This window comes from Novosphingobium sp. Chol11, from assembly GCF_900218065.1.
In the GTDB taxonomy this organism is placed as follows: domain Bacteria; phylum Pseudomonadota; class Alphaproteobacteria; order Sphingomonadales; family Sphingomonadaceae; genus Sphingobium; species Sphingobium agri.
Genome location: NZ_OBMU01000001.1, coordinates 981936 through 994738 on the forward strand (window position 1 = coordinate 981936; position 12803 = coordinate 994738).

The following is a 12803-nucleotide window of genomic DNA, read 5'->3' on the forward strand; positions in this document are numbered from 1 at the left end:
GCCGCAGCCCGCCGCCCCCGCGCGCCCTTCGCCGCCGCAGAGCCTGATGTCGCGTCAGGAATTGCAGGCCAAGCTGCTGCGCGAGGCTGAAGAAGCCCGCATGAACGCGCTGGAAGAGGCGCGCCGCCGTGAGGATGCGCAGCGCCTCGCCGCGACCGAGGATGAAAAGCGCCGCGTCGAGGAAAACCGCCAGGCGGCTGAAGCTGCCGAGGCCGAAGCCGCGCGCCGCGCCGAGGAAGAAGCAAAGGCCGCTGCTGCGCCGCCTGCCGCCGAGCCTGCACCCGCTCCGGTCGAGGAACAGCCTGCTCAGCAAGCGCCCGAACAGCGCTCCGCGGCAGCCCCTGCGGCCGTCGCGCCGCCGCCGCGCCGCTTCACGCCCGTCACGCCGATCAAGCGTCCCGAACCGGCCAAGCCTGACCGCACCAAGCGTGCGGGCGAGGATAATCGCCGCCAATCGGGCAAGCTGACCGTCACGCGCGCGCTTGCCGACGACGACAGCGCCCGCGCCCGTTCGCTTGCCGCCTTGAAGCGCGCGCGCGAAAAGGAGCGCCGCGCCCATTATGCCGGTGGCGCGCAACAACGTGAAAAGCAGGTCCGCGATGTCGTGGTGCCTGAAAGCATCACCGTGCAGGAACTCGCCAACCGCATGGCCGAAAAGGGCGCGGACCTGGTGAAGGCCCTGTTCAAGATGGGCACTGCCGTCACGCTCAACCAGCCGATCGATCAGGATACGGCGGAACTGCTGGTCGAAGAATTCGGCCACCGCATCCAGCGCGTTTCTGAGGCTGACGTCGAAATCGGGATGGAAGGCGAAGTGGATGCGCCCGAAACCCTGAAGCCGCGCGCCCCGGTCGTGACCATCATGGGCCATGTCGATCACGGCAAGACCTCGCTGCTCGACGCCTTGCGGGGAACAGATGTGGTCGCTGGCGAAAGCGGCGGCATCACCCAGCATATCGGCGCCTATCAGGTTACGACGAAGAAGGGCGATGTCATCACCTTCCTCGATACGCCGGGTCACGAGGCATTTTCAGAAATGCGCGCTCGCGGGGCCAACGTCACCGACATCGTCATCCTGGTGGTGGCGGCCGATGACGGCCTGATGCCGCAGACTATCGAAGCCATCAACCACACCAAGGCTGCTGGCGTCCCCATGATCGTCGCGATCAACAAGTGCGACAAGCCCGAAGCCAATCCGCAGAAGGTGCGCGAGCGCCTGCTGAGCGAGGAGATCGTGGTCGAGGATATGGGCGGTGACGTCCAGGACGTTGAGGTTTCCGCGCTCAAGAAGACGGGTCTGGACGAGCTGATCGAAAAGATACTGCTCCAGGCCGAAGTCATGGAACTGACCGCCAACCCCGACCGCCAGGCCGAAGGCAATGTCATCGAAGCGCAGCTCGACAAGGGCCGCGGCGCGGTCGCGACCGTGCTGGTGCGCAAGGGGACGCTGAAGGTCGGCGACACCTTCGTCATCGGTGCCGAAAGCGGCAAGGTGAGGGCGCTCGTCAATGACAAGGGCCAGAATGTGAAGGTCGCAGGGCCATCGACCCCGGTCGAGGTGCTTGGGCTCTCCGGTGTGCCTCTGGCAGGTGATCAGCTGACCGTCGTCGAGAACGAAGCCCGGGCTCGCGAAGTCGCCGCCTACCGTCAGGAACAGGCGACGAAGAAGCGGACCACGACGGCACCGACCAGCTTCGAGCACATGTTCTCGGCGCTCAACACCAAGGTCATCGAATATCCGGTGGTGGTGAAGGGCGACGTGCAGGGTTCGGTGGAAGCGATCGTATCGTCCTTGAACCGCATCTCGACCGACGAGATCAAGGTCCGCATCCTGCATTCGGGTGTCGGCGCGATCACCGAAAGCGACGTCACGCTGGCCGCTGCCAGCCGCGCGCCGCTGATCGGCTTCAACGTCCGTCCCAATGCCAAGGCGCGTCAGCTGGCGGAACGCGAGAAGATCTCGCTGCGCTATTATGACGTGATCTACGACTTGCTCGAGGAAGTACGCGGCGAAATGGCGGGCCAGCTGGCTCCCGAGCGCATCGAAACCATCGTCGGCCGCGCCGAGGTGCTTCAGGTGTTCCCGGCGGGCAAGAAGGACAAGGCGGCCGGTCTGCTCGTCCTGGACGGCATCATCCGCAAGGGGCTCAACGCGCGCCTTACCCGCGACGATGTCATCGTGTCGCGCACCAACATCGCGTCGCTGCGCCGCTTCAAGGACGATGTCGCCGAAGTCCGCGCGGGCATGGAATGCGGTGCCGTGCTTCAGGACACGAACGACATCAAGCCTGGCGACACGCTGGAGCTGTTCGAGGTCGAAGAGCGCGCCCGGACGCTGTGATCCATGTTCCCCCTCCCGCAGGCGGGAGGGGGCTAGGGGGTGGGCTCGCCCTCTCCTGAATTGCATTGGCCGTTGGGGAGAGCCCACCCCCGGCCCCTCCTGTTCACGGGAGGGGAGGATTTATGTCCAATCAATCCGAAGGCCCCTCTGTCCGCCTCCTCCGCGTGGGCGAGCAGGTGCGTCACGTCCTGTCCGACATCCTCCAGCGCGGCGACGTGCATGACGATGTGCTGGCGAAACATGTCGTCAGCGTTACCGAAGTGCGCATGTCCCCCGACTTGCGCCACGCCACCGTCTTCGTGAAGTCGCTGCTCGGCCAGGACGAGGAAGCCGTCCTCAAGGCGCTGCGCACCAACACCGCCTATCTTCAGCGTGAGGTCGCGCACCGCATCCGCCTCAAATATGCGGCAAAGCTCAAATTCCTTGCGGACGAGAGCTTTGACGAAGGCAGCCACATCGACAAGCTTCTGAGGGACCCAAAGGTCGCACGCGATCTTGGTCAGACGGACGATCAGGACTGACGCCGCTGTTCACCCCCATGCACGGCTGGATCATCCTCGACAAACCCCACGGGCTCGGCTCCACCCAGGCGGTCGGCGCCGTCAAGCGCGCCCTTCGCCAAAGCGGGGCTGGCAAGTGGAAAGTCGGCCATGGCGGCACGCTCGATCCGCTGGCCACTGGCGTGCTGCCGATCGCGATCGGGGAGGCGACAAAGCTCGCCGGGCGCATGCTCGACAGCGACAAGATTTACGGCTTCACCGTCACGTTTGGCACCCAGACCGACACGCTGGACCTCGAAGGGAAGGTTATCGCGGAAAGCGATCACCGCCCGACGATCGGCGAGGTAGAAGCGATATTGCCTCGCTTCACAGGCCCGATCGAACAAGCGCCGCCTGCTTATTCTGCCATCCTGATAGACGGCCAGCGGGCTTATGACCTTGCCCGGGCTGGGCAGGATGTCGAGATGAAGCTGCGCAGCGTGATGATTTACGAACTGCAGATTTCCTCTCTCCCGAAAGGGGGAGAGGATAGCGTAGCTTGTCGGCATGGCGGGCTAGCGGAGCTTGGAGAGGGGCAGGGCGCGTCATCCCCCTCTCCAACTCCGGCTAGGCAGCAAGCTGCCAAGCCTCCTTATCCTCTCCCCGCGAGCGGAGAGAGGATTCAGCAAATCACCCTCCGCGCCCATGTCTCCAAAGGCACCTATATCCGCTCCCTCGCCCGCGACATCGCGATCGCCCTTGGTACGGTTGGCCATGTCACCATGCTCCGCCGCTTGAAGGCAGGCCCGTTCACCCTGGAATCCGCTATTTCACTGGACAAATTGGACGAAGCTGCTAGGGGGCACGGCATCGCGCAGCTCATGCTGCCGTTGACCGCAGGGCTGGACGACATCCCGGCTCTTGCAGTCTCTCCCGACGACGCGCTGGCTCTCCGACAGGGGAAGGTGCTTGTGGGGAAACCGCATACCGGCCTCATGCTGGCGATGGAGGGCGATACGCCCGTCGCGCTGGTCGAGGCCAGTGGCCCTGAGATCAGGGTGGTGCGCGGCTTCAATCTCTAGATGTTATGAAAGGAAGCCGATGTCGATTACTGCTGAGCGCAAGGAAGCGCTGATCAAGGAACATGCCCGCGCCGAAGGCGACACCGGTTCGCCGGAAGTTCAGGTCGCGATCCTCTCGGAGCGCATTTCGAACCTGACCGAGCATTTCAAGGGTCACCACAAGGATAACCACAGCCGTCGCGGCCTGCTCATGCTGGTCAACAAGCGTCGTTCGCTGCTGGACTATCTGAAGAAAAAGGATGCGGGTCGCTATAACGACCTCATCGCAAAGCTGGGCCTGCGCAAGTAAGCCTGCTATATAAGGGACGGCCCCCCAGCGGGGCCGTTTCCGATTCCGGGACTCCTGCAATTCGGCAGGATGTTCCGACCAAGGGGCCAGACGATGCTCCGAAACCGCTGCGGGCCGGTTTAGCCCGCATCACAGGCCCCGCCCGGCAATAGGGCCAGGCGGGCGAAGGAAAACATTATGTTCGATGTAAAGAAGGTATCAATCGAGCTGGGCGGAAAGACCCTCACGCTCGAAACCGGCCGTATTGCGCGTCAGGCTGACGCCGCCGTGCTGGCGACCTATGGCGAAACCGTGGTGCTGTGCGCCGTGACCGCCGCCAAGTCGGTGAAGGAAGGACAGGACTTCTTCCCGCTGACCGTCCATTATCAGGAAAAATACTCCGCAGCCGGTCGTATCCCCGGCGGCTTCTTCAAGCGTGAGCGCGGCGCGACCGAAAAGGAAACGCTGACCAGCCGCCTGATCGACCGCCCGATCCGCCCGCTGTTCCCCGAAGGCTTCTACAACGAAATCAACGTTATCGCCCAGGTGCTGTCGTTCGATGGCGAGAGCGAGCCCGATATCGTGGCGATGATCGCCGCTTCTGCTGCGCTGACCCTGTCGGGCGTGCCCTTCATGGGCCCGATCGGCGCTGCCCGCGTCGGTTACAAGGATGGCGAATATCAGCTGAACCCGTCGATGGACGAGGTGAAGACCGGCGAACTCGACCTGGTCGTCGCCGCCACCCAGAACGCGGTGATGATGGTCGAATCCGAAGCCAAGGAGCTTTCGGAAGACGTCATGCTCGGCGCCGTCCTGTTCGCCCACGAAGCAAGCAAGAAGGTCGTGGACGCGATCATCCAGCTTGCTGAAAAGGCCGCCAAGGACCCGTGGGAAGTCGCCAAGGGCGACGACCTGGATGACCTGAAGAAGAAGCTGAAGAAGCTGATCGGCAAGGACATCACGGCCGCCTACAAGCTGACCGACAAGTCGGCCCGCTCGAACGCGATCAACGCCGCCCGCGACAAGGCGAAGGCTTTCTTCGCTGAGGAAGGCCTCGACGCCCAGACCGTCATGGCTGGCATCAAGCTGACCAAGAAGCTGGAATCGGAAATCGTGCGCGGCGCCATCATCAAGGATGGCAAGCGCATCGACGGCCGCACCACGACGCAGATCCGTCCGATCGAAGCGATGGTCGGCTTCCTGCCGCGCACCCATGGTTCGGCGCTGTTCACCCGCGGTGAAACGCAGGCGATCTGCACCACCACGCTCGGCACCAAGGATGCTGAGCAGATGATCGACGGCCTGACCGGCGTTCATTACGAAAACTTCATGCTGCACTATAACTTCCCGCCCTATTCGGTCGGTGAAGTCGGCCGCTTCGGCGCGCCGGGCCGTCGCGAAGTCGGCCATGGCAAGCTGGCATGGCGTGCGCTGCACCCCGTGCTGCCCAGCAAGGAAGACTTCCCCTACACCATCCGCGTTCTGTCCGACATCACCGAGTCCAACGGCTCGTCCTCGATGGCGACGGTCTGCGGCGGTTCGCTGTCCATGATGGACGCGGGCGTTCCGCTGAAGCGGCCGGTGTCGGGCATCGCCATGGGCCTGATCCTCGACGGCAAGGATTTCGCTGTGCTCAGCGACATTCTCGGTGACGAAGATCATCTGGGCGACATGGACTTCAAGGTGGCGGGCACGGAAGCGGGCATCACCACCATGCAGATGGACATCAAGGTCGCCGGCATCACGCAGGAAATCTTCGAAGTCGCTCTGCGCCAGGCGAAGGAAGGCCGCGCCCACATCCTGGGTGAAATGAACAAGGCCCTGTCCTCGACCCGCACCGAACTGTCGGCGCACGCTCCACGCATCGAGACGATCCAGATCGACAAGTCGAAGATCCGTGACGTCATCGGCACCGGCGGCAAGGTCATCCGCGAAATCGTCGCGGAGACCGGCGCCAAGGTGGACATCGACGATGAGGGCATCATCAAGATCAGCTCGTCCGACATCGACCAGATCGAAGCTGCCAAGAAGTGGATCCTCGGCATCGTCGAGGAAGCGGAAGTCGGCAAGATCTACACCGGCAAGGTCGTCAACATCGTCGACTTCGGTGCGTTCGTGAACTTCATGGGTGGCAAGGACGGTCTCGTCCACGTGTCCGAAATGAAGAATGAGCGCGTCGAAAAGCCGACCGACGTCGTGTCGGAAGGCCAGGAAGTGAAGGTCAAGGTCCTCGAGATCGATCCGCGCGGCAAGGTTCGCCTGTCGATGCGCGTCGTTGACCAGGAAACCGGCGAAGAGCTGGAAGACACGCGTCCTGCCCGCGAACCGCGCGGCGACCGTGAAGGTGGCCGTGGTGGCGATCGTGGCCGTGGCCCCCGCCGGGATGGCGGCGACCGTGGCGGTCGTGGTGGTGACCGTGGCGGCGATCGCGGCCCGCGCCGTGATCGCGGGGATCGTGGCCCGCGCGGTGAAGGCCGTGGCGGCAACGGTGGCGGGGACGATGACGGCTCCAACGCCGGTCTGCCCGATTTCCTGACTCAGGACTGATGCTGGCCGGTCATCCGGCTATGCTGAGCATCGTGCGCAAAAGTGGGAACCGGTTTTGCGCTTAAAACGATGCGACAACAAAAAACGACATGAGAAGGGCGCTCCTGACCGGGCGCCCTTTTTCATTGGGCTAGGCATTCTTGATTTCGATCAATTGGAGATGCAAAAACTTCTGTTACTGTGCCCTGCGATTTCGGGGGGATAAGATGCAGCGTGCCAATGAGAGGTTCGTCGAGCGCCTTCCTCTCGTCCTCAAACGCCCTGTTTACGCCTACGCCATTTCGGCGGCGTTTTGCGGCATCGCTCTGGTCCTCAGGCTAGCTGCGCAGAGCTTCCTCCCCATCGGCTACCCGTTCGTATCCTTTTTCCCGGCGGTCATCCTTTCGACTTTCCTGTTCGGGCTGCGTCCCGGGATATTCACGGGGATATTGTGCGGTTTCCTATCCTGGTATTTCTTCATTCCCTCAGGACCGGGCGGCAGCTTTGGCGGGGGTGTGATCCTCGCCCTCATTTTCTACACGGCCGTGATCGGGATCGACATCGCGCTCATCCACTGGATGCAGCGGGCCAATTTCAATCTTGCCGTGGAACGGGAACGCAGCCGGGCGCTGGCGGAAAACCGCGAACTGCTGTTCCACGAATTGCAGCACCGCGTTTCCAACAATCTGCAAGTTGTCGCCGCGATGCTATCGCTGCAAAGGCGGCACATCGATGATCAGGTGGCAGCACGAGCGATGGACGATGCCGCCAGCCGTCTTGCCCTGATCGGCCGGATCAGCCGCGCGCTTTACGATCCAGCGGAAGAAGGACAGGACCTGCATGCCTTCCTGACGCGGCTGACCGCAGACGTCCTTGAAGCGAGCGGGCGGAGGGATATTCAAGTCACCGTCAGCGCCCCGCCGGGCTTGACCCTGGACTCCCACGTTGCCGTGCCGCTCGCGCTTATCGTGGCGGAGGCGGTGAGCAACGCCATCGAACATGGATTGCCCCATCGCGGCGGAACGATCGAGGTGTCGCTGGAGGATTCGAGCGGGGCCTTGTCCCTCAGGATCGCCGACGATGGCGACGGCCTTGCCCCCGATTTTCGGATCGAGAAGGGTAATTCCCTCGGCCTGCGCATCGCAAGCGCGCTGGCGAGCCAGCTTAGCGCCCAGTTCGGCCTGCATCCCCGGCCGGAAGGCGGCGCAATCGTGCGGCTGGACCTCCCTGCGCAGGCGCGTTGATGGGCGGCAAGCGTTCACCCGCTATTCTGCCGCTTGGCGAGTGCCATTCGCTCCGCTATGACCCGGCCATGCTGACGAAAACCATGACGCGCATCGGCGCGGCTACCGCTCCGCTTCTGCTTGCCGCTCTGCTCGCCGGCTGCGCCACGTCGAAGAACAAGGCCGACACCCAATATGTCGCCCGTGACGTGTCCACGCTCTACAATGCGGGCAAATACCGGCTCGATCGCGGCCAGTATAAGATGGCTGCCGCCCTGTTTGACGAGGTGGAACGCCAGCATCCCTATTCCCCATGGGCGCGCCGTGCGCAGCTCATGTCCGCGTTCAGCTATTATATGAACAAGGACTATAGTGAATCGATTGCGGCGTCTCAGCGCTTCCTCGCGATCCACACCGGCAACAAGGACGCGCCCTACGCCTATTATCTGATCGCGCTCTGCTATTATGAGCAGATCGCAGACGTCACCCGTGACCAGAAGATCACGCAGCAGTCGCTGGATTCGCTGGGCGAACTCATCCGCCGCTATCCCGACACCCGCTACGCCGCCGATGCCCGGCTGAAGCTCGATCTGGTCAATGATCACCTTGCGGGCAAGGAGATGGAAGTAGGCCGTTTCTACCAGCGCCGTGGGCAGTGGCTGGCGGCTACATTGCGTTTCCGCACCGTCATCGACAAATATCAGACGACCACCCACACGCCCGAAGCGCTGGAGCGCCTGGTCGAAAGCTATCTGTCGCTCGGCATCCCCGCAGAAGCGCAAAAGGCTGCGGCGGTCCTGGGCCGAAATTATCCCGGCTCCAAATGGTATGAGCGCAGCTACAAGCTCATGCGGGAACATGGCGGCAAGGCGTAACTGCCGATTTACCGTCACCCCAGCGAAAGCTGGGGTCTCAGGCCATTGGGCACGGCCCGGCGGCACGAGATCCCAGCGTCAGCTGGGATGACGTTTGGAGATCGGCCGCATTGCTGACCAATCTTTCCATCCGCAACGTCGTCCTGATCGAGGCGCTGGACCTGGAGTTCGGCACGGGCCTTGGCGTGCTGACTGGCGAAACCGGCGCGGGCAAGTCCATCCTCCTCGATTCGCTAGGGCTTGCGCTCGGCGCAAGGGCGGACAGCGGCCTCGTCCGCAGCGGAGAGGCGCAGGCGAGCGTCACCGCCACCTTCGACATTCCGCGTGCCGACCACAGGGCTGCCGAGTTGCTCGCCAGCAACGGCATCGAACTGGACGCAGGCGAACCGCTCATCATCCGCCGCACGCTGAAGGCCGATGGGGGAAGCCGCGCCTTCGTCAATGATCAGGCCTGTTCCGCCGCCTTGCTCCGCGACCTTGGCGGCACGCTCGTCGAAATCCACGGGCAGCATGATGATCGCGGGCTGCTCAACCCGCGCGGGCATCGCCAGTTGCTGGACGCCTATGGCCGCTGCGACAGTGCGTCGGTGGCCAGGGCCTACGCCGCCTGGCGCGAGGCAGCCGACCGGCTCGCCGAAAGCCGCGCGGCGGTAGAGGTGGCGGCGCGCGACCGCGACTATCTGACGCACGCGGTTGAAGAATTGTCGCGTTTCGGCCCTGAACCCGGCGAAGAGGCGGCGCTGGCCGAAGAGCGCGCAACCATGCAGAAGGGCGCGCGTCTCGCCGATGATCTGTCGGCGGTTACCGAATGCCTCACCGGTTCGGACGGTGGACTCGCCCAACTGCGGCAGGCGGCGCGGCGGCTCGATCGGATGGTCAGCGAATATGAGCCGCTCGCCGAAGTGCTCGCCGCCCTCGACCGCGCCGTCATTGAAGCGGGCGAGGCGGAGGATCGGCTGGCGAGCGCCGCTGATGCGCTCAGCTTCGATCCCGCGCGCCTCGACGCCATTGAAACGCGCCTGTTCGACCTACGCGGGCTGGCGCGCAAGCATCAGGTCGCCGCCGATGACCTCGCGGCCCTGCGCGACGATATGGCGGCAAAGCTGGCCGCCATCGAGGGTGGGGAGGAGCATATCGCCGCGCTGGAAGCCGATGTCGCCGCCACCGCCGCCGCCTATCGCGATGCCGCCCAGACGCTCTCCGCCCAGCGCAAGGACGCCGCCTCCCGGCTGGACGCCGCTGTCGCGGCTGAACTCGCGCCCCTCAAGCTCGACGCCGCACGCTTCCGCACCACCGTCGCCACGCTCGATGAAGGGCAATGGAGCGCGCAGGGCATGGACCGGGTGGAGTTCGAGATTTCCACCAATCCCGGCGCGCCTTTCGCGCCCCTGGTGAAGATCGCTAGCGGAGGCGAATTGTCGCGCTTCATCCTTGCGCTGAAGGTCGCGCTGGCGGAGCGGGGCGGGGCGGACACGCTGATCTTCGACGAGATCGACCGGGGCGTCGGCGGCGCGGTGGCATCGGCCATCGGCGACCGTCTCGCGCGCTTGGCGCAGAGCAACCAGATCCTCGTCGTCACCCACAGTCCGCAAGTGGCGGCGCGCGGCGCTGGTCATATGCTGATCGCCAAGGCCAGCGACGGCACGGTCACTCGCACCGGCGTCCATGCGCTCAGCGATGGCGAGCGGCGCGAAGAAATTGCCCGCATGCTCTCCGGCGCGGAAATCACCGCAGAGGCAAGGGCGCAGGCGGATCGGCTGCTCGAAGTCTGACGCTGCTGCTAGAGCAAGTCTCGACAAGCCCGCCCTGAACGGGAATGGAGCAGTTATGAGTGACTCGATCGACCTGACCCAGATGACCGAAGCGGAAGCCGCCAATCGCCTGATGCGGCTCGCCAGGGAAATTGCCCGGCACAATCGGCTCTACCATGATCAGGACCAGCCGGAGATCACCGACGCCGCCTATGACGCGCTGATCCGCGAAAATAACGCGCTGGAGGCTGGCTTTCCGCAGCTTGTCAGGCCGGATTCCCCCAATGCTCAGGTCGGGGCAGCACCCACTTCGGGATTGAAGAAGGTCCAGCATGCGGTCCGCATGATGAGCCTCGACAACGGCTTCTCGGACGAGGACATTGCCGAGTTCATTGCCCGCGTCCGCCGTTTCCTCGCGCTGCCGGACGGGGAACCCGTCGCCCTGACCGCCGAGCCGAAGATCGACGGCCTGTCCTGTTCGCTCCGCTACGAAAAGGGGGAACTGCGCCTCGCCGCGACCCGTGGCGACGGCACGACCGGCGAGGATGTCACCGCCAATGTACGCACCATCAGCGACATTCCCGATCGCCTGACAGGCGAAAATCTACCCGACCTGTTCGAGATACGGGGCGAAGTCTATATGGCGAAGGCCGACTTCGTCGCGCTCAACCAGCGGCTGCTCGCAGAGGCTGACGAGCCGGAAAAGGCGCGGCAGTTCGCCAACCCGCGCAACGCTGCTGCCGGATCGCTGCGGCAGAAGGACCCATCCGTCACCGCCAGCCGCCCGCTGCGCTTTCTTGCCCATGGCTGGGGCGAAGCGAGCAGCCTTCCGGCAGAGACGCAGCTTGGCGTCATGCAGGCGATCGCCAACTGGGGCCTGCCGGTCTCTGACATGCTCACCTGCGTGGACTCGCTCGACGCATTGATCGCTCATTATCGCGGGATAGAGGCAGCGCGCGCCGACCTCCCATTCGACATAGACGGCGTCGTCTACAAGGTCGACAGGCTCGACTGGCAGCAACGCCTTGGCTTCGTGGCTAAGGCGCCGCGCTGGGCGATCGCGCACAAATTCCCTGCCGAACGCGCGCAAACCACCCTCGAAGCGATCGATATCCAGGTCGGCCGCACTGGCAAGCTGACCCCCGTCGGACGGCTGACCCCCGTCACGGTGGGCGGTGTCGTCGTCTCCAACGTGACGCTGCACAATGCCGACGAGATCGAGCGCCTGGGCGTCCGTCCGGGCGACCGCATCGTCGTGCAGCGCGCGGGCGACGTCATCCCGCAGGTGGTCGACAACCTCACCCGCAACGAAGAGCGCGCGCCCTTCATCTTCCCCAATCATTGCCCCGTCTGCGGATCGGAAGCCGTGCGCGAAGAAGGCGAGGTCGATATCCGCTGCACCGGTGGCCTCATCTGCGGCGCACAGCGCTTCGAACGGCTCCGCCATTTCGTCAGCCGTGGCGCTCTCGATATCGAAGGGCTGGGCGAGAAGACGATCCAGGAATTTCTCGACCTTGGCTGGATCACCGAACCGGCCGACATCTTCCGTCTCAAACAGCATCGCGCCGCGCTGCTGGGAAAAGAGGGATGGAAGGAAAAGTCCATCGACAACCTGCTCGCCGCGATCGAGGCGAAGCGCCGGCCGGACGCCGCGCGCCTTCTCTTTGGCTTGGGCATCCGCCATATCGGCGCCGTCACCGCGCGCGACCTGCTGAAACGCTATACCAGCCTGCCCGGCATCAGGGCGCTGGGGCAAGACATCATAGCCCTGCGCGACAGCAGCACCGCCGCTGAAGGCGAGGAGGAAACACGCTTCCGCAACCGGCTGGACAAGGCGATCGCTGAGATGATCGGCGTCGAGAATGTGGGCTCTGCCGTTGGTCACGCGCTCGCCGATTTCTTCCACGAACCCCATAATCGAGAGGTTTGGGACGACCTGCTGTCCGAAGTGTCGCCCCCCGATTATGTGGTCGAAACCACCGCCAGCGAAGTGACCGGCAAGACGGTCGTCTTCACCGGCAAGCTCGAAACGATGAGCCGCGATGAGGCGAAAGCGCAGGCGGAGCGGCTGGGCGCGAAGGCGGCAGGATCGGTCAGCGCCAAGACGGATCTCGTGGTGGCAGGTCCCGGCGCGGGATCGAAACTGAAACAGGCCGCGGCTCTGGGGATCCCGGTGATCGATGAAGCGGCCTGGGCAGAAATCGTGAAGGCTGCGGGGTAGGGGGCGACGTTGACCAGATCCGTCATGCCAGCGAAAG

At 64.1% G+C, this 12803-nt stretch carries 9 protein-coding genes; all 9 read left to right on the forward strand.

Annotation, left to right across the window (positions count from 1 at the left end; genetic code table 11):
• On the forward strand, window positions 1–2341 hold a 2341-nt coding region (gene infB, locus NCHOL11_RS04945), incomplete at its 5' end, for a translation initiation factor IF-2 (RefSeq protein ID WP_255254717.1).
• A gap of 122 nt (window positions 2342–2463) precedes the next feature.
• Window positions 2464–2862: a 30S ribosome-binding factor RbfA gene (rbfA, locus tag NCHOL11_RS04950; protein ID WP_097091325.1), complete on the forward strand. Its 399-nt coding sequence runs from the start codon at window positions 2464–2466 to the stop codon at window positions 2860–2862.
• A 17-nt stretch (window positions 2863–2879) separates the two neighbouring features.
• Window positions 2880–3902 carry a tRNA pseudouridine(55) synthase TruB gene (gene truB, locus NCHOL11_RS04955; protein ID WP_097091326.1) on the forward strand — a complete coding sequence of 341 codons (1023 nt, stop codon included), beginning with the start codon at window positions 2880–2882 and terminating at the stop codon, window positions 3900–3902.
• A gap of 19 nt (window positions 3903–3921) precedes the next feature.
• A complete protein-coding gene (rpsO, locus tag NCHOL11_RS04960; protein ID WP_021237747.1) occupies window positions 3922–4191 on the forward strand; it encodes a 30S ribosomal protein S15 in 270 nt (89 codons plus the stop codon).
• Between the two features lie 177 nt (window positions 4192–4368).
• A complete protein-coding gene (gene pnp, locus NCHOL11_RS04965; RefSeq protein ID WP_097091327.1) occupies window positions 4369–6717 on the forward strand; it encodes a polyribonucleotide nucleotidyltransferase in 2349 nt (782 codons plus the stop codon).
• 206 nt (window positions 6718–6923) lie between these two features.
• Window positions 6924–7940 (forward strand): sensor histidine kinase, encoded by a 1017-nt coding sequence (locus tag NCHOL11_RS04970; RefSeq protein WP_097091328.1) that lies wholly within the window; start codon window positions 6924–6926, stop codon window positions 7938–7940.
• 68 nt (window positions 7941–8008) lie between these two features.
• A complete protein-coding gene (locus tag NCHOL11_RS04975) occupies window positions 8009–8794 on the forward strand; it encodes an outer membrane protein assembly factor BamD (RefSeq protein WP_097092738.1) in 786 nt (261 codons plus the stop codon).
• 110 nt (window positions 8795–8904) lie between these two features.
• Window positions 8905–10566 (forward strand): DNA repair protein RecN, encoded by a 1662-nt coding sequence (recN, locus tag NCHOL11_RS04980; RefSeq protein ID WP_097091329.1) that lies wholly within the window; start codon window positions 8905–8907, stop codon window positions 10564–10566.
• 55 nt (window positions 10567–10621) lie between these two features.
• A complete protein-coding gene (ligA, locus tag NCHOL11_RS04985) occupies window positions 10622–12766 on the forward strand; it encodes an NAD-dependent DNA ligase LigA (protein ID WP_097091330.1) in 2145 nt (714 codons plus the stop codon).
• Window positions 12767–12803 lie beyond the last annotated feature (37 nt).

Bases quoted from the DNA above. Each gene is read 5' to 3' on its own strand.
- ligA (WP_097091330.1), top strand. From the start codon at position 10,622: ATGAGTGACTCGATCGACCTGACCCAGATGACCGAAGCGGAAGCCGCC.
- NCHOL11_RS04975 (WP_097092738.1), top strand. From the start codon at position 8,009: ATGCTGACGAAAACCATGACGCGCATCGGCGCGGCTACCGCTCCGCTT.
- rpsO (WP_021237747.1), top strand. From the start codon at position 3,922: ATGTCGATTACTGCTGAGCGCAAGGAAGCGCTGATCAAGGAACATGCC.
- NCHOL11_RS04970 (WP_097091328.1), top strand. From the start codon at position 6,924: ATGCAGCGTGCCAATGAGAGGTTCGTCGAGCGCCTTCCTCTCGTCCTC.
- pnp (WP_097091327.1), top strand. From the start codon at position 4,369: ATGTTCGATGTAAAGAAGGTATCAATCGAGCTGGGCGGAAAGACCCTC.
- rbfA (WP_097091325.1), top strand. From the start codon at position 2,464: ATGTCCAATCAATCCGAAGGCCCCTCTGTCCGCCTCCTCCGCGTGGGC.
- truB (WP_097091326.1), top strand. From the start codon at position 2,880: ATGCACGGCTGGATCATCCTCGACAAACCCCACGGGCTCGGCTCCACC.